Here is a 15,890-nt window from a genome sequence, read left to right on the forward strand (position 1 = left end):
CTGAAATGAGAAACCGATGGACGCACTCGTCTATTCCATACCAATCTCGCTGCTTCTCGGGGGTGTTGGCCTCGGGGCGTTCTTCTGGGCATTGCGCAGCCGCCAATACGAAGACCCCAAGGGCGACAGCGAGCGGATTCTGTCGGATGAATGGGACGATCATCCGCGCCCCTGAGCGCACCCCGCTGCCACCATGGAAAAAGCCGCATCCCATCGGATGCGGCTTTTGTCATTTGCAGGGCGGGGGAGGGGGCCCGGGGAGGGGGCCAAGGGAGGGGGGCTCAGGGGCCCACCACCTCGCATTTGCCGGTGCGGGCAACCAGGCGGCGGCAGGCCAGGGTGGCCATATCCTCGGTCAGGCCGACGAAATTCGCCTCAAACCCGGTGGGACGGTGCGCCACTTTGCGCAGCGCATCGCCGAGCGTGTCGCTTTCGACAAGGGCGGTCTGCAGCAGCACGCGTTCCGCCTGGAACTGCGACGGGTATTTCCCGAGGTTGATGCTCCAGTTGCGCCCGCCCGAGGTCGAAATCCGCGCCACCACTTCCTGTTCGCGTTGCGGCGCGGCGGCCGGGGCCAGCCCGGTGAGAATCATGGTGCCGGGGGTCTTCGGGGCGGCCAAGGCCGCGGTCTCGGGCTGTGCGGCGGTCGATTGGACGAATTTCGCGCCGGTGTCACCCGTCACCGCTTGCCCTTGCATCTCGGCATGGGCGATGGCGGCCAGTTTCAGCGTCTCAGGCTGCACCGCGCTCGTCTGGGCAAAGCCCTGCACGGCGGGCAGCGCACTGTCGGCGGGCGCGGCTGCGGTGGGGGCGACGGGGGCAGGTTCGGCGGTGGCCATCTGCACCGGCGCCGCTTCGGGCACGGCGGCCAGACGGCGGGGGGCGAGAACCGGACGCGGGCTGGCGGCAAGGGCAAAATCCTCGGCCTCAACGGCCAGCGGGCTGTCCACAGCCTCTTCAGCCTCGGCGAGGGCGGCCTCGAGCACCGGAGCCTCTTCGGCAACCGCAACCGCCACGGCGGCAGGCGCGGTGGTTGCCGGGGCCTCTGCCATCGCCAGAGCGATGCTGTCCACGACCGATGCCTGCGCGGCGGCCACGGCGGCGGCCACGGCATCGGCATCATGGCTGATGGTGCCCGGACGGGCCGGGGGCCGCGGGCTGCGGTCGACGGCGGCGACCATGCGGATGATCTTGCCCGCGCCGCCCGCTTCGTCGTCTTGCGTGGTTTCGGGACCCGCCGGGGCATCCAGCGCGCCTGAGGCCATCAATGCGGCGGAAGCCGGGGGCTTTTCTTTCACGTTCTTCGGCGCACGTGCAAAGCCCAGATCCAGGAGCTCTTTCATCTTGTTGTCGCGCGCCGGGGTCGAGGTGCCGCCGAGCACGGTCGCAACGATGCGCACGCCGTCGCGTTCCGCCGAGGCGGTCAGGTTGAAGCCCGCGGCATTGGTGAAGCCGGTCTTGATGCCGTCGGCACCCTTGTACGAGGAGAGAATGCGGTTGTGGCTGTAGACGGTGGCAATGCCCGCGTCCGCCGACTTGCGCGAGAAGATGTTGTAATATTGCGGGAAATCATAGAACAGCCGCCGCCCCAAAACCGTCATGTCATGGGCGGTGCTCAGGTGGCCCGAAGCGGTCAGCCCGTTGGCGTTCTTGAAGGTGGTGTCGTTCATCCCCAGCGATTTGGCGGTCTGGGTCATCCGGGCGGCGAACTTCGGCTCGGAGCCGGAAATCGCTTCGCCGATGGCAGTCGCGGCATCATTGGCAGATTTGATGGCGGCGGCGCGAATCAGATAGCGCAGGGCGATGCTTTGCCCCGGTTTCAACCCAATGCGCGAGGGGGCCTGATTGGCGGCGTTCGAGGTGATCTTGACCTTGGTGTCGAGGGTGATTTCACCGCGCTCGATCGCCTGAAAGGCGATGTACAGCGTCATCATCTTGGTCAGCGAGGCCGGATGCAGCCGCGCGCCGGAATTGGTTTCATAAAGCACCTCTCCGGTGCGCGCATCCATCACATAGGCCGCAAACGGTGCCGCCAGCACCATCGCCGGCATCACCACGAGACACAATGCTAACAGCCCTTGACGGACCCAGCTCGACAGCCTGGTCACGGTATCTGCCCCTCATTTTCGTGGCCCCTATTTTTCTGGGGCTTTACTGCTCTGACCAAAGTCTAGCATGAACACACCACCGTGAAAACAACGATATTTCAAGGGGTTTGCCCCGTTTGTTCACACAATCTCTGCGGGTGTGCGCTAGATTTAGTGTCAGATTGACAGGGCGCCCACTAAATCAATGCGTCAACCTATCCAAAAGCCGGGGAAGCTGCGCAATATCGGATAGGTCGGCATAGCGCGGATGCCCGCCGGGTGCTTCGGCGTGTTCAATCGCCCAAGGGGTGCCATGTGGCACGAAAACGCCAAAACCCCCCGCTTCAATCATCGGAAGCACGTCAGATTTCATCGAATTTCCCACCATCAGCCCCTCGGCGGCCCCGGTGCCATGCTGCGCGAAGATCCGCGCATAGACCGGCGGGGTTTTCTCGGAAACGATCTCGACCGCGTCAAACAACTCGCCCAGACCCGATTGCGCCAGCTTGCGCTCCTGATCCAGCAGATCGCCTTTGGTGATCATCACCAGCCGGTAGGAATCACTCAGCTGCGCGACCGTCTCGCGCACATGCGGCAACAGCTCGATCGGGTGGCGCAGCATTTCCTGTCCGGCGGCGATGATTTCCGCGATGACGCTGGCGGGCACGCGGGCCTCGGTGACCTCAATCGCGGTTTCGATCATCGAGAGCATGAAACCTTTGATGCCGAATCCGTAATGGCCGATGTTGCGCCGCTCGGCTTCCAGCAGCCGCTCGGCCAGCGGGTCGGCATCGGTGTACTCGCGCAGCAGATCGGCGAAATGCGCCTGTGTCAGCTGGAAAAAACGCTCGTTGTGCCAGAGCGTGTCATCGGCATCAAAGCCCAGTGTGGTGATCGGCATCCTGCCCCCCTTTCGGCCTTTCATGGCGGCTGCGGCCGGGCCGGGCAAGGGGGCGAAAGCGCCTTGGCGCAGCTTGGCCCTTTTCTCACCACAAAATGAGACTATATTGCGCGGCACCCCCGATGAAAATCGCGCAATACGTGACAGCCCGTTCAGGAGAGAGCCTTGACCTATTTTCCCGTCATGATGGCCGACCGTCAGGACGATCCTGAAGGCGATATGGGTCTGGCCACCAAGACCAAGCCCAAAACCCAGCGTCCGCCGATGTATAAGGTGATGCTGCTGAATGATGATTACACGCCGATGGAATTCGTCGTGCATATTCTGGAGCGGTTCTTTGGCCTCAGCCATGCGCAGGCCTTCGAGATCATGCTGACCGTGCACAAGCGCGGTCTGGCGGTGGTGGGGGTTTTCTCGTTTGAGGTGGCCGAAACCAAGGTGGCGCAGGTGATGGATTTTGCCCGCCGGCATCAGCACCCGTTGCAATGCACCATGGAAAAGGAATAGGGGCAGCGTTTCGCGCCCCTTTCCCTGACGCAGGCCTTTCGCACTTCGGCCCGTCCCTCACACCACAAGGCATCTGACATGAGCGATCCCCGCATTTCCCTGGCCCTCACCGCGCCGGGCGCCTTGCCCGAGGCCGGACGCATTCTGGTGTTGGGCCCGCGCGCCGAGACCGATCTGAGCGATTTGCCGCGCGATCGGTTGGTGCTGGTGCAGGGCTTTGCCCCCGATCACGCCCGCCTGACCGCGCAGGGCTATACGGTGGTGCCCGCGCTGGGGGATGAGGCTGATTTTGCCGCCGCACTGGTGTTCTTGCCGCGCGCCAAGGCCGAGGGTCGCGCTTTGGTGGCCACGGCCGCTGCGCGCTGCCACCCCGGTGCGCCGATCTGGATTGATGGCGCCAAGACCGATGGCGTCGATTCCATTCTCAAGGATCTGCGCGCCCGGGCCGAGGCGATTGGGCCGGTGGGCGAGCCGTTTTCCAAGGCGCATGGCAAGATCTTCCGGATCACCCCGCCCTCCGGCGACAGCCTCGCCGATTGGCAGGCCAAGTCCTTTGAACCCGCGCCCGGCTTCATGACACTGCCGGGGGTTTTCTCGGCCGAAGGCGTTGACCGCGGCTCGGCGCTGCTGGCGGCGGCTTTGCCCGCAAAACTGCCGGGCCGTGTGGCGGATCTGGGCGCGGGCTGGGGCTGGCTCTCGGCGCAGATCCTGACACGGGCGGGGGTCGATCATCTGGATCTGGTTGAGGCGGACCACACGGCGCTCGATTGCGCGCGCCGCAACATCACCGATCCGCGCGCGGCCTTTCACTGGGCCGATGCGACCGGCTGGCTGCCCGAGGCGCGCTATGGCGCGGTGGTGATGAACCCGCCCTTCCATGTCGCGCGCGTGGCCGAGCCGCAGCTTGGGGCCGCCTTCATCCGCGCGGCGGGGGCGATGCTCTCGCTCTCGGGCACGCTGTACATGGTGGCGAACCGGCATCTGCCCTATGAGCCGGTGTTGCGCCAGCATTTCCATGAGGTTGAAGAGCTGGGCCGCGATCCGGGTTTCAAGCTGTTCCGGGCGGCCAAGCCCATCGTCGGGGCGGGCAAGGTGGCGCCGGTGGCAGCCGCCAAACCGCAGCGGCGGCGTGCGCCTCGCGTCGGGCGCTAACATCGGCTATTCTGCACCGCAGAATCGACGGCAGACCTGACAAAGGGGCACCATGTCACTCTCAATTTCCGGCAAGACGGCCATCGTAACCGGCGCCGCCCATGGGATCGGGCTGGCCATCGCCCGGCATTTCCTCGACCGGGGCGCCAATGTGATGTTCGCCGACATCGATGAGGCGAAGCTGAGCGCCGAAGTGGGCGATGCCGCCGCCGCCGAAGGCCCCGCGCGCTATTTCGCCGGGGATCTGTGCCAAAAGCTGACGGTGAACAACCTGCTTTCGGCCACCATCGACGCCTTTGACCGCATCGACATTCTGGTCAATGCCGCCCGCGTCGTGGCGCCCTGCGATCCGGTCTGCACCGAAGAGGATGTGCTCGATCAGATGCTGCGGCAGAATCTGTTCGCGGGGCTGCGCCTGTCGCAGATGACCGCGCGGCGGATGATGGCGCTGGCGGAAAAGGAAGAACGCACCGGCGGCGGCATCGGCGCGATTATCAACATCAACACGCTGGCCGGGCGTCTCGTGCAGCCCGATCTGCTGGCCTATTCGGTGGCGAGTGCGGCGCAGGATCAGGCCACGCGCAGCCTCGCGGTGGCGCTGGCGCCGCATGGGATCCGGGTCAACGGTCTGGCCTTTGGCAGTGTGATGAGCGCCAGCCTGCAAAATGCCCTGCGCGAAAACGCCGACCTGCGCGCGACCATTGTTGCGGGCACGCCGCTGGGCCGGATCGGCGCGGCGAATGAGCTGGTCGAGGCGGTGCAGTTTCTGGCCTCGCCGGGAGCGAGCTTCATGACCGGGCAGATCCTGACGGTGGATGGCGGGCGCAGCCTGCTCGACCCGGTGCAGGTTCCGTATTTCTGATATTATCCGGCTTGGGCCCGGCCGGGCCCGGCTTGGGTCTGAGTTGCGCCCGGCTTGGGTCCGGCTTCGGGCGCGCGGCGGTCACCGCGGCGCGCCCTTTTCGTTACTTCGGCTCTTCGGGATAGGCGATGCGGCAGGCGTTGACCTGCGCTTCCGCCGCGCGGCTCAGTTCCGCCACCTTGACGCGCAGCCCGTCGCGTTTGCGGGTTTCGGCGGCGGGATCTATCGCGACCTGACGGCGCTTTGTGACGGTGTAATCGTCAAGGCAGGGATGCGAGGGCAGCTCGACGACCTTGCCGTCCTTGTCCACCACGCTGCCGCCGCCACAGGTCGTCCAACGCGTGACGGTTTCCTCATATTCCTCCCAGGCATAGCCGCGTGCCAGGTTGCCCTCCACCTCGCCCAGCAGCTTTTGCACGCTGCGCAATTCGCGGGTGGAGCGGTTGATGCATTGCTCCTGTGGCGTGCCGCAGGCCGTGAGCAGCAGGGCCAGCGCCAGCGGGGCGGCGATAAGGGTACGGGTGCGGGTGAGCGGTGACATGGGATCCTCCGGCGATCTCCCTCCACCATGGCGCGGGCAGGGGGGAAACGCAATTCCCCCGGCGGCGGCTGCCTGCTAGAGAGGGACATATCATTTCGAGACAAAGGCCCGACGCATGGATTCCGCCCCGGATTTTACCGCCGAAAAGACCGACAGCGCCCAATGGTTCCGCACTCTGCGCGACCGGATCTGCGCGGCGTTCGAGGCGCTGGAGGACAGCCAGACCGAGGGGCCGACCGCCAGCCTGCCCGCCGGGCGGTTCGAGCTGACCCCGACCAGCCGCAGCGCGCCCGACGGGTCGGATGCGGGCGGCGGGCTGATGAGCGTGATGCGCGGCGGCCGGGTGTTTGAAAAGGTGGGCGTGAACATCTCGACCGTGCATGGCGTCTTGGGCGAGCGGGCGCAAAAGGCGATGGCGGCGCGCGGCGTGCCGGGGATGGACCGCGATCCGCGGTTCTGGGCCAGCGGCATCTCGCTGGTGGCGCATATGCAAAACCCGCAGGTGCCCGCCGTTCACATGAACACGCGGATGTTCTGGACGCCGCATGCCTGGTGGTTTGGCGGCGGGGCCGACCTCAACCCCTGCCTCGAATATGCCGAGGATACCGCGCATTTCCATGCCGGGATGCAGGCGGCGTGCGACGCGCATGACGCGGGCTATTATGCGCGCTTCAAAGCCTGGGCGGATGAGTATTTCTATGTGCCGCACCGGGGCCGGGCGCGCGGCGTCGGCGGCATTTTCTATGATGATCTGAACACCGGCAATTGGGCGGCGGATTTCGCCTTCACGCAATCGGTGGGGGCGGCCTTTCTGCCCGCCTATTTGCCGTTGGTGGAAAAACGCCGCACCGCGCCTTGGTCCGAGGCGGACAAGGAGGCGCAACTGGTGCATCGCGGTCTCTATGCCGAATACAATCTCGTCTATGACCGGGGCACCAAATTCGGCCTCGAATCGGGCCATGATGCCAATGCGGTGCTGATGAGCCTGCCGCCGATGGCCAAGTGGATCTGAGCCCCGGGGGCCGGCAGCGGCCGTCCCTTCTGCCGCGGGCGGGCGTCAGGCCCGCTCATCCTTGGGGCTGCCCATCACCACATAAGAGGTCAGCGCGCTGACCTGTGGCAGGGTGCCCAGCACTTCGGTGTGGAAATGCTTGTAGGCCGCCAGATCCGCCGCCTCGACCCGCAAGATATACTCAAACGTGCCGGTGATGTTGTGGCATTCGCGCACCTCGGGCGCGCGGCTGATCGCGCGCTCAAACGCCTCTTGCGCGGCCTTGGTGTGCAGCGAGAGGCCCACGGTGATATAGGCGACAAAGGTGATGCCGCGCGCGGCCGGGTTCACCACCGCGCGGTAGCCGGTGATCACGCCGCGCCGCTCCAGCTCCTGCACCCGCCGCAGACAGGCCGAGGCAGAGAGGCCGACCCGTTCTGCCAGCTCCAGATTGGAAATCCGCCCCTCGCGCGAGAGGATTTGCAATATCTTGTCGGTGGTGGCGTCTGATTTGGTCATAAGTTGTGAAAATAGAGCATTCGCGCCATGAATGACAATTCAATTGCGAAGTAGCGGGCGTATTGTTGCGCCATGAGCCATGAAATCCTCTTTGCCCTTGCGGCCTTCGCCTTCGTCTCCTCGATCACGCCGGGGCCGAACAATCTGATGCTGATGACCTCGGGGGCGAATTTCGGCCTGCGGCGGACGGTGCCGCATTCGCTGGGGGTGGCCTTAGGCTTTTGTCTGATGATCTTTCTGCTTGGGCTGGGCGCGGCGCGGCTGTTTCAGACGGTGCCGCAGGCCTGGACCGTGCTGAAAGTGCTCAGCATCCTCTATATGGTCTGGCTGGCCTGGAAGATGCTGCATGCGGCGGCGCCCGGATCGGTGGCCTCGGCGCGGGCCAAGCCGTTTACCTTCGTGCAGGCGGCGGCCTTTCAATGGGTGAACCCCAAGGCCTGGGCGATGGCGCTGACCGCGATTTCCGCCTATCTGCCGCTGCCCGGTGTGCTGGGGGTCCTGGTGATGGTGGTGATTTTCGGGGTGATCAACCTGCTGTCGGTGAATGTCTGGGTGGTGATGGGCATGGGGATGGCGCGGTTTCTGGCCGACCCGCGCCGGTTGCGCATTTTCAACGGGGTGATGGCGGTTCTGCTTCTCGCCTCACTGGCCCCGGTGCTTCTTGGCGGCGCCCCCGCGCCATAACCCCGCTTAATCCCGCCGCCGTGACAAAGAGGCCGCGCAGGGGCATAGCCAGCGGGGGGGACGATGTGATAAGGCTCGACAAGTCGCGTTTTTGCCTGTAGAGGGCGCGATCTTATCCCGTGGGGCCGCCGGTTCCGCGCCGCTACCCCGTTGCCGCGCCCCCCGCGCCGCCGATTTTCCGAAAGTGACCCGATGACTCAAGTTGATGGCCTGCATGCCGCTTTGCCCAAGCCCCTGTCCGAGGCTTTGGCCGCCAAAGGCTATGCGAGCCTGACCCCTGTTCAAGCCGCCGTTCTGGAACCCGAGTATGAAGGCGCTGACCTTCTGGTCTCGGCGCAGACCGGCTCGGGCAAAACGGTGGCCTTTGGCATGGCGATGGCCCGTGGCATTCTGGGCGACGCCGAGCGTTTCCGCGCCGCCGACCTGCCGCGCGCGCTGATCATTGCGCCGACCCGCGAGCTGGCGATGCAGGTGAAGCGCGAGCTGGAATGGCTTTACGCCCCCACCGGCGCCGTGATCGCCGCCTGTGTCGGCGGCATGGATGCCCGCGCGGAACGCCGCGCGCTGGAACGCGGCGCGCATATCGTTGTGGGCACCCCGGGCCGGATCTGTGACCACATGCGCCGCAACGCGCTCGATCTGTCGGAGCTGCAGGTTGCAGTGCTGGACGAGGCCGATGAGATGCTGGATCTCGGCTTCCGCGAAGATCTGGAGTTCATCCTTTCCGCAGCGCCGGAAGAGCGCCGCACGCTGATGTTCTCGGCCACCGTGTCGAAAGACATCGCGCGTCTCGCGGGCAGCTTCCAGCGCGATGCGAAACGCATCTCGACCGTGTCGGACCGTCAGCAACACGTCGATATCGAATACCGCGCGATTCTGGTGGACAATTCCGACCGCGAGAATGCTATCGTCAACATCCTGCGTTTCTACGAAGCCAAGACCGCGCTGGTCTTCTGCTCGACCCGCGCGATGGTGACGCATCTGAGCACGCGTTTCCTGAATCGCGGTTTCCAGGTCGTCTCGCTCTCGGGCGAGCTGAGCCAGGCCGAGCGCAGCCATGCCTTGCAGGCGATGCGCGATGGCCGGGCCCGCGTTTGTATCGCCACCGATGTCGCCGCCCGTGGCATCGACTTGCCGGGGCTGGAACTGGTGGTGCATGCCGATCTGCCGGTGAACAAAGAGGCGCTCTTGCACCGTTCGGGCCGGACCGGCCGTGCGGGCTCCAAGGGCGTTTCGGCGATCGTTGTGCCGTTCAATGCGCGCAAAAAGGCCGAGCGTCTGCTCGGCTTTGCCGGGATCACCGCGACCTGGGCCGCAGCGCCCACCGCCGAGGAAGTCAACGCCCGTGACGTCGACCGCCTCCTGGCCGATCCGGTGCTGACCACCCCGGTCTCCGAGGATGAGGCGGCTTTGGTCGCCACCCTGATGAACACCTATGACGCCGAGGCTCTGGCCGCTGCCGTGATGCGCCAGTATATGGCGCAGCGGTCCGCGCCCGAGGATATTTCGGCGACGAATGTCGATGGTCCGAAACCGCGCGAGCGGGCGGAATTTGGCAACAGCCTCTGGGTCAGCCTGTCGGTCGGCCACACGGGCCGCGCCGATCCGCGCTGGCTCCTGCCGATGCTCTGCCGGGCGGGCGATCTCTCGCGCCGCGACATCGGGGCGATCCGCGTGCAGGAAAACGCCACCACGGTGCAGATCCATGCCGATGCCAGCAGCCGTTTCCTGGCCGCGATTGGCGCCGACAAGATGCTGGAAGATGACATCAAGGTCTCGGTGATGGATGCGGCCCCGGCGAATATCGACGGCCCGCAGGCCCGTGCGCCGCGCTTTGACAAAGATGCAGGCGAGCGTCCGGCGCGCAGCTATGGCGACAAACCGTCCTATGGTGACAAACCCGCCCGCGCTTACGGTGACAAGCCCGCTTACGGCGACAAGCCGGCCCGCGCCTATGGCGATAAGCCCGCATATGGTGACAAACCGGCCCGCGCTTATGGCGACAAGCCCGCCTATGGCGACAAACCGGCGCGCAGCTATGGCGACAAGCCGGCCTATGGCGACAAACCGGCCTATGCGGACAAGAAACCGCATCGCAAAGGCCCTTCGGCGGAGGGAGCCGAGGGCAAGACCTGGGCGAAACCCGCCAGCCGTCCGGCCAAATCGGCCTGGACCCCGGAAGGTGAAGCCATGGCCGATCCGCGCCCGGCAAAACCCGCAGGCAAGGGCGCGATGCCGGCCTGGAAATCCGGCCCCAAAGCCGGGAAACCGGCGGCCAAATTCGGCAAACCGGCTGGTGCTGGCGGCAAGAGCTTCAAGCCGAAAAACCGCGACTGATCTGCGGGGCTGACATGAAAAAACGCGGGTCCCTCGGGGCCCGCGTTTTGCATATCAGCGCCTGTAGGTGCCAGAGGGCGCCCGCCGGGATTATTTCCCGGCGCGCACGGTCTCGATCATCAGCGCCACATTCTCGGGGTCCGCATCGGGGGTGATCCCATGCCCGAGGTTGAAGATATGCGGCCCCTTCGAGAAGGCCTCGACGATGCGCCGGGTTTCGCGCACCAGATCCTCGCCGCCGGTCACCATATGGCGGGGATCGAGATTGCCCTGCACGCAGCCCGAGCTTTGCACATTCGCCGCTGCCCAATCGGCGGAAACGGAATTGTCGAGCGCCACGCAATCGGCCCCGGTTGCCTTGGCAAAGCCCGCATAGCGCGGCCCCGCCTCACGCGGGAAGGCAATCACCGGCAGGCCGGGATGCCGGGCCTTCAGTTCGGTGATGATCTTTTTCGCGGGCGCCAGGGCGAAATCGTCGAAATCTGTCCCTTTCAGGCTGCCCGCCCAGCTGTCAAACAGCTTGATCACTTCGGCCCCCGCCAGCACCTGCTGCGAGAGATATTCGATGGTGCTCTCGGTCAAGAGATCAATCAGCGCCGAGAAGGTCGCCCGGTCTGCCTGCATCAAGGTATGCGCCGGGCCCTGATCCTTGGTGCCGCGCCCGGCGATCATATAGGTGGCCACGGTCCAGGGGGCACCGGCAAAGCCGATCAGCGTGGTTTCCTTCGGCAATTCCGCCTTCAGGATGCGCAGGGTCTGATAGATCGGCGCCAGATGATCGTGGATGTCATCGCGGCCCTTCAGTTTGGCGAGGCCCGCGGCATCGGTGATCGTCGAGAGGCGCGGCCCCTCGCCGGTTTCAAACCAGAGATCGGCACCCAGCGCCTGCGGCACGAGCAGGATATCTGCGAACATGATCGCGGCGTCGAACCCATAGCGGCGGATCGGCTGCAGGGTGACCTCGGCCGCCAGCTCGGAATTATAGCACAGCGACAGGAAATCGCCCGCCTGCGCGCGGGTGGCGCGGTATTCCGGCAGATAGCGCCCCGCCTGCCGCATCATCCAGATCGGCGGCACGGGCAAGGTCTCGCCCTTCAGGGCCCGCAGCAGGGTCTTGTCAGTCATCATCCGGGTCCTTTGTTGGTCGCCTCCTTTCATCCCTGCCTGCGACCCGATGTCAACCCGCATGACCCGTCAGAGCCATTGCGCGGGCCAATTGTCGCGGGTATTCGGGGGGAATGGATCAGATGCTCACCCCCCCGATGCCCTCTCCCGCCGCGCCGCTGAAAATCGGCACCCGTGGCAGCCCGCTGGCGCTCGCGCAGGCGCATGAGACGCGCGCGCGGCTGATGGCGGCGCATGACCTGCCCGAGGCGGCGTTTGAGATCGTGGTGATCAAGACCACCGGCGACAACCGCGCAATGATTGATGCCGACCGCCCGCTGAAAGAGATCGGCGGCAAGGGCCTCTTCACCAAAGAGATCGAAGAGGCGATGCTCTCGGGTGCCATCGATATTGCCGTGCATTCGATGAAAGACATGCCGACCCTGCAGCCCGAGGGGTTGCTGCTCGACTGTTACCTCCCGCGTGAGGATGTGCGCGATGCCTTTGTTTCGCCCGGCGTGGCGCGGCTGATGGATCTGCCGCAGGGCGCGGTGGTCGGCACCTCCAGCCTGCGGCGCAAGGCGCAGCTGCAAAACCGCCGCCCGGATCTGCGGGTTGTCGAGTTTCGCGGCAATGTGCAGACCCGGCTGCAAAAGCTGGAGGATGGCGTGGCGGCGGCAACTTTCCTTGCCATGGCCGGGTTGAACCGTCTGGGGCGCGGCGATGTCGTGCGCTCGGCGATTGAGGTGACCGAGATGCTGCCCGCCGTGGCGCAGGGCGCAATCGGCATTGAGCGGCGCGCGGAGGATGCGCGGGCGCAGGCGCTGCTGGCCCCGATCCACCACCATGAGACCGGGCTACGGCTGGCCGCCGAGCGGGCGTTTCTGATGACCTTGGACGGCTCCTGCGAGACGCCGATTGCGGGGCTTGCGGTGATCGAGGGGGATACGCTCTGGCTGCGCGGCGAGATCCTGCGCCCCGATGGCTCGCAATCCATTCAGGGCGAGGCGCGCGGGCCGCTGGCCGAGGGGGCCGCTTTGGGCGACCGTCTGGCGCGTGAGCTGCTGGCTCAGGCCCCGGCGGGGTTCTTTGACTGGCGCTGAACCCCGCGGCTGAGGCGGGCGGTTGCGCGCCCGCCCGTCTGGTCAATCCGGAATGGTCTTGCCGGGATTGAGGATGTTTTGCGGATCAAGCGCCTGCTTGATCGCCCGCATCACCGACAACGCCACCGGGTCCTTATGCGCGGCCATCGTCGGGCGTTTGGACAGGCCCACCCCATGTTCCGCCGAGAAACTGCCCTGCAGCGCCACGGCTTCCTCGGCAATGGCGGCCCGGATCGTGGCGGTCAGCGCTTTATCGTCGCGGCTGGGGTAGACGGTGTAATGCACATTGCCGTCGCCCAGATGCGCGACGATCATGATCCCGGCCTCGGGGTCCAGCGCCGCCATCCGGGTCTGCATCTGTGTGAGATAAAGGCCCACGGCATCCAGCGGCACCGAGATATCAGTATCGACGATGGGGGTTTCGTTCAGCGTGATTTCGGCGGCGCATTCGCGCATTTCCCACAGCTTTCGCCGCTGGGTCGAGTTCTGCGCCACCAGCGCCTCGGTCAGCGCTTCGGCCTCCAGCGCCTCTGCCAGCACGCTCTCCAGCCGGTTGGTCAGCGGCAGACTGCCATCCGCAGCGGGTGTGGCCTGATCGGGCGCGGTGGCGGCGATCTCCACCAGAATGTTCACCGGCTGCGGCGGGAAGGGGCAGGCGAGATCCGGGCGGAACCGCGCCAGCCGTGCCATATAGAGATCGGGCATGAACTCGAACGCCTCCACCGCGCCGCCGGTTTCCAGCTGCAGGCGGTTGAGAAGGCTCAGCGCCTGCTCCAGCGTCTCCATCCCCAGAAGCGCGGTGGCATAAGCGCGGGGTGCCGGCACCAGCGTCAGCACGGCGGCGGTGATCACCCCCAAGGTGCCCTCGGCGCCGATCATCAGATCGCGCAGGTCATAGCCGGTGTTGTCCTTGTGCAGCGCGTTCATTAGGTTCATCACCCGTCCATCCGCCAGCACCACCTCCAGCCCGAGGCAAAGCGCGCGGGCATTGCCATAGCGCACGACGTTGGAGCCGCCCGCATTGGTCGAGAGAAAGCCGCCGACCATCGCCGAGCCCTTGGCGCCAAAGGTCAGCGGAAAGGCCAGCTCCTTGGCCGCGGCGGCTGCATGCAGGGTTTCCAGCACCACCCCCGCCTCGGCGGTCAGGGTGCGGGCGGCGGGGTTGATCGCGCGGATCTTGTTCATCCGGGCGAGCGAGAGCATCAGCGCGCCTTCGGCTTCCGTCCCGCCGTTCAGCCCGGTATTGCCGCTGACCGGCACCACTTTGGTGCCGGTTTCCGAGGCGAGCCGCAGGATCTTGGACACCTCCTCGGTCGAGCCGGGGCGGACGACGGCCAGCGGCTGCCAGTGGTATTTGCCGGTCCATTCGCGGCCATAGGCGGCGGCATCGGCCCCGGTCAGAACGTTGTTCGGGCCGATCAGGCTGGCGAGGCGGGCGGTGAGGGTCATCGGGGTCTCCAATCCGGTCGGGCATTTGTGACAAGGCTTGGCGGGAGATACCAGAGCCAAGCTGCAGGGCGCGCGGGATTGAAAAAGCCGGAGCCCTTGCGGGCCCCGGCGGATCAAGGGGGCGGGTGAACCGCCTGCGCTCAGACCTTGTCTTTCGCGGTGGCCAGAATGCAGAGCAGCGTGATCACCGCCGCCAGACCGAGGTAATAGCCGACATAGGCCATGCCATAGGTGCTTTGCAGCCAGGTGGCGATATAGGGCGCGAGCGAGGCGCCGAAGATCCCGGCAAAGTTGAAGGTGATCGAGGCCCCGGTGTAGCGCACGGCGGTCGGGAAGGGCGCGGCCAGCGCGGTGCCGATCAGCCCATAGGTCAGCCCCATCAGCGCCATCGAGACTGTGGCGAAGATCACGATCCGCATCTCATCCGCCACCATCAGCACCGGCACGAGGAAGGAGAAGAGCGCGATCAGCACCGTGGTCAGGATCAGGAGTTCGCGGCGGCCGAAACGGTCGGCCAGCTTGCCCGCCACCGGGATGAACAGGCCAAAGACCACCGCGCCCCAGATCTGGATCTCCAGCGCATCGAGGAAGGGCAGGGAGATGACCTTGACGTTATAGGACAAGAGATAGGCGGTGCCGATGTAGAAGAGCACGAAGGTGGCCAGCGCCACGAAAGTGCCCAGCACGAGGCTGAGCTTGTGGTGGCGGAACAGCTCAAACGCCGGCACCGCGACCCGCTCGGCCTTGTCGATGGCCTTTTGGAAGGCGGGGGTTTCGGTGATCGACAGACGCACCCACATGCCGATGACAATCAGCACGATCGAGAACAGGAAGGGCACGCGCCAGCCCCAGTCGAGCAGGGTTTCCTTCGGCATGAACTGCAACAGCACCCAAAAGAGCCCTGAGGAGAGGAACAGACCGAACGGCGCGCCGAGCTGCGGGAACATGCCGTACCAGCTTTCCTTGCCCTTGGGCGCGTTTTCGGTGGCCATCAGCACCGCGCCGCCCCATTCGCCGCCGAGGCCAAACCCCTGACCAAAACGGCAGAGCGCCAGCAGCAGGGGCGCGAAAACGCCGATGCTGGCATAGGTCGGCAGCAGGCCGATCACCACGGTCGAAATGCCCATGGTGAGAAGGGCCGCCACCAGCGTCGCCTTGCGGCCGATCCGGTCGCCGAAATGGCCAAAGACCAGCGCGCCGAGCGGGCGGGCGAAAAAGGCGATGGAGAAGGTCGCAAACGAGGCCAAAAGCGCGGTGGTGGCATCGGTATTGGGGAAGAACAGCGCCGGAAACACCAGCACGGCGGCGGTGGCATAGACGTAAAAATCGAAGAATTCGATGGTGGTGCCGATCAGGCTGGCCAGAAGCACGCGGGCCGGTGAGTTGAGAGGGGCGCTGGCGGCGGCCGCCGCTCCGGCGCTGGAGGTTGCGTCAGTCATGGGATGTCCAGTTGTTGCGGATCTCTGTTGCGTCCGGGCTGCGGGTTAGCGCAATCATCCTGCGTGAGAAACCATTCGGGCGTTAAATTCTTGCGATGCATAGCGGCCTTGCGCTGCGCGAAGGGGCTGGGCCCGGTTGCATCGCTTTTCGCCCGCCGAAAGCCGCCCGAAAAGGGGGCGCCCGCGCGCGCCCCCCCCCGCGATGGTGGTGCCG

Annotated in this window: 15 protein-coding genes; 8 read left to right on the forward strand and 7 right to left on the reverse strand. The window is 65.7% G+C overall.

Going from position 1 to position 15,890, the window contains the following annotated elements; translation table 11 throughout:
- The first annotated feature begins 16 nt into the window (after positions 1-16).
- Positions 17-175, forward strand: a complete 159-nt coding sequence (ccoS, locus tag ACEN2S_RS07430) for a cbb3-type cytochrome oxidase assembly protein CcoS (RefSeq protein ID WP_441864392.1) — start codon at positions 17-19, stop codon at positions 173-175.
- Between the two features lie 106 nt (positions 176-281).
- Here the strand turns inward: ccoS and ACEN2S_RS07435 are convergent, their stop codons facing one another.
- Positions 282-2,108 (reverse strand): D-alanyl-D-alanine carboxypeptidase family protein, encoded by a 1,827-nt coding sequence (locus tag ACEN2S_RS07435; protein WP_441864395.1) that lies wholly within the window; start codon positions 2,106-2,108, stop codon positions 282-284.
- Between the two features lie 181 nt (positions 2,109-2,289).
- Positions 2,290-2,988, reverse strand: a complete 699-nt coding sequence (locus tag ACEN2S_RS07440; protein WP_441864398.1) for an HAD family hydrolase — start codon at positions 2,986-2,988, stop codon at positions 2,290-2,292.
- 183 nt (positions 2,989-3,171) lie between these two features.
- Between ACEN2S_RS07440 and clpS the strand changes: the two genes are divergently transcribed.
- The 3 genes from clpS to ACEN2S_RS07455 all read left to right on the forward strand — a co-directional run bounded on the left by clpS (position 3,172) and on the right by ACEN2S_RS07455 (position 5,509).
- Positions 3,172-3,495, forward strand: a complete 324-nt coding sequence (gene clpS / locus ACEN2S_RS07445) for an ATP-dependent Clp protease adapter ClpS (protein WP_441864759.1) — start codon at positions 3,172-3,174, stop codon at positions 3,493-3,495.
- Positions 3,496-3,573: 78 nt separating this feature from the next.
- On the forward strand, positions 3,574-4,647 hold the full coding sequence (locus ACEN2S_RS07450) for a methyltransferase (RefSeq protein WP_441864401.1): 1,074 nt from the start codon (positions 3,574-3,576) through the stop codon (positions 4,645-4,647).
- Positions 4,648-4,699: 52 nt separating this feature from the next.
- Positions 4,700-5,509 (forward strand): SDR family NAD(P)-dependent oxidoreductase, encoded by an 810-nt coding sequence (locus ACEN2S_RS07455; RefSeq protein ID WP_441864404.1) that lies wholly within the window; start codon positions 4,700-4,702, stop codon positions 5,507-5,509.
- A 103-nt stretch (positions 5,510-5,612) separates the two neighbouring features.
- Here ACEN2S_RS07455 and ACEN2S_RS07460 read toward each other — a convergent pair whose 3' ends face one another.
- Positions 5,613-6,050 (reverse strand): hypothetical protein, encoded by a 438-nt coding sequence (locus ACEN2S_RS07460; protein ID WP_441864407.1) that lies wholly within the window; start codon positions 6,048-6,050, stop codon positions 5,613-5,615.
- Between the two features lie 115 nt (positions 6,051-6,165).
- On the opposite strand from ACEN2S_RS07460, the gene hemF reads away from it, so the two are divergent.
- Entirely contained in the window at positions 6,166-7,062 is an 897-nt protein-coding gene (gene hemF, locus ACEN2S_RS07465; protein ID WP_441864410.1) for an oxygen-dependent coproporphyrinogen oxidase, read from the forward strand.
- 45 nt (positions 7,063-7,107) lie between these two features.
- Here the strand turns inward: hemF and ACEN2S_RS07470 are convergent, their stop codons facing one another.
- Positions 7,108-7,560, reverse strand: coding sequence for an Lrp/AsnC family transcriptional regulator (locus tag ACEN2S_RS07470; RefSeq protein WP_441864413.1), 453 nt, complete (start codon positions 7,558-7,560; stop codon positions 7,108-7,110).
- Between the two features lie 72 nt (positions 7,561-7,632).
- On the opposite strand from ACEN2S_RS07470, the gene ACEN2S_RS07475 reads away from it, so the two are divergent.
- Both ACEN2S_RS07475 and ACEN2S_RS07480 read left to right on the forward strand, forming a co-directional pair.
- Positions 7,633-8,244, forward strand: coding sequence for a LysE family translocator (locus ACEN2S_RS07475; protein WP_441864416.1), 612 nt, complete (start codon positions 7,633-7,635; stop codon positions 8,242-8,244).
- Positions 8,245-8,436: 192 nt separating this feature from the next.
- Entirely contained in the window at positions 8,437-10,581 is a 2,145-nt protein-coding gene (locus ACEN2S_RS07480) for a DEAD/DEAH box helicase (protein ID WP_441864419.1), read from the forward strand.
- A 90-nt stretch (positions 10,582-10,671) separates the two neighbouring features.
- Here ACEN2S_RS07480 and hemE read toward each other — a convergent pair whose 3' ends face one another.
- The gene (gene hemE, locus ACEN2S_RS07485) at positions 10,672-11,706 is read right to left on the reverse strand and encodes a uroporphyrinogen decarboxylase (protein ID WP_441864421.1); all 1,035 of its coding nucleotides are present in this window, start codon (positions 11,704-11,706) and stop codon (positions 10,672-10,674) included.
- A 137-nt stretch (positions 11,707-11,843) separates the two neighbouring features.
- Here hemE and hemC point away from each other — a divergent pair, with 137 nt between their 5' ends.
- A complete protein-coding gene (gene hemC / locus ACEN2S_RS07490; RefSeq protein ID WP_441864761.1) occupies positions 11,844-12,788 on the forward strand; it encodes a hydroxymethylbilane synthase in 945 nt (314 codons plus the stop codon).
- Positions 12,789-12,830: 42 nt separating this feature from the next.
- Here the strand turns inward: hemC and ACEN2S_RS07495 are convergent, their stop codons facing one another.
- Both ACEN2S_RS07495 and ACEN2S_RS07500 read right to left on the reverse strand, forming a co-directional pair.
- Positions 12,831-14,237, reverse strand: a complete 1,407-nt coding sequence (locus tag ACEN2S_RS07495) for an FAD-binding oxidoreductase (RefSeq protein WP_441864424.1) — start codon at positions 14,235-14,237, stop codon at positions 12,831-12,833.
- Between the two features lie 140 nt (positions 14,238-14,377).
- Positions 14,378-15,676 (reverse strand): MFS transporter, encoded by a 1,299-nt coding sequence (locus tag ACEN2S_RS07500; RefSeq protein WP_441864427.1) that lies wholly within the window; start codon positions 15,674-15,676, stop codon positions 14,378-14,380.
- Positions 15,677-15,890 lie beyond the last annotated feature (214 nt).

The organism is Phaeovulum sp. W22_SRMD_FR3, assembly GCF_052113705.1.
GTDB lineage: Bacteria > Pseudomonadota > Alphaproteobacteria > Rhodobacterales > Rhodobacteraceae > JBGQOG01.

What these genes read in the sequence shown, in the direction of transcription:
- ccoS (WP_441864392.1), top strand. Translation starts at nt 17, where the DNA reads ATGGACGCACTCGTCTATTCCATACCAATCTCGCTGCTTCTCGGGGGT.
- ACEN2S_RS07440 (WP_441864398.1), bottom strand. Translation starts at nt 2,988, where the DNA reads ATGCCGATCACCACACTGGGCTTTGATGCCGATGACACGCTCTGGCAC.
- clpS (WP_441864759.1), top strand. Translation starts at nt 3,172, where the DNA reads ATGATGGCCGACCGTCAGGACGATCCTGAAGGCGATATGGGTCTGGCC.
- ACEN2S_RS07450 (WP_441864401.1), top strand. Translation starts at nt 3,574, where the DNA reads ATGAGCGATCCCCGCATTTCCCTGGCCCTCACCGCGCCGGGCGCCTTG.
- ACEN2S_RS07455 (WP_441864404.1), top strand. Translation starts at nt 4,700, where the DNA reads ATGTCACTCTCAATTTCCGGCAAGACGGCCATCGTAACCGGCGCCGCC.
- ACEN2S_RS07460 (WP_441864407.1), bottom strand. Translation starts at nt 6,050, where the DNA reads ATGTCACCGCTCACCCGCACCCGTACCCTTATCGCCGCCCCGCTGGCG.
- hemF (WP_441864410.1), top strand. Translation starts at nt 6,166, where the DNA reads ATGGATTCCGCCCCGGATTTTACCGCCGAAAAGACCGACAGCGCCCAA.
- ACEN2S_RS07470 (WP_441864413.1), bottom strand. Translation starts at nt 7,560, where the DNA reads ATGACCAAATCAGACGCCACCACCGACAAGATATTGCAAATCCTCTCG.
- ACEN2S_RS07475 (WP_441864416.1), top strand. Translation starts at nt 7,633, where the DNA reads ATGAGCCATGAAATCCTCTTTGCCCTTGCGGCCTTCGCCTTCGTCTCC.
- ACEN2S_RS07480 (WP_441864419.1), top strand. Translation starts at nt 8,437, where the DNA reads ATGACTCAAGTTGATGGCCTGCATGCCGCTTTGCCCAAGCCCCTGTCC.
- hemE (WP_441864421.1), bottom strand. Translation starts at nt 11,706, where the DNA reads ATGACTGACAAGACCCTGCTGCGGGCCCTGAAGGGCGAGACCTTGCCC.
- hemC (WP_441864761.1), top strand. Translation starts at nt 11,844, where the DNA reads ATGCCCTCTCCCGCCGCGCCGCTGAAAATCGGCACCCGTGGCAGCCCG.
- ACEN2S_RS07495 (WP_441864424.1), bottom strand. Translation starts at nt 14,237, where the DNA reads ATGACCCTCACCGCCCGCCTCGCCAGCCTGATCGGCCCGAACAACGTT.
- ACEN2S_RS07500 (WP_441864427.1), bottom strand. Translation starts at nt 15,676, where the DNA reads ATGACTGACGCAACCTCCAGCGCCGGAGCGGCGGCCGCCGCCAGCGCC.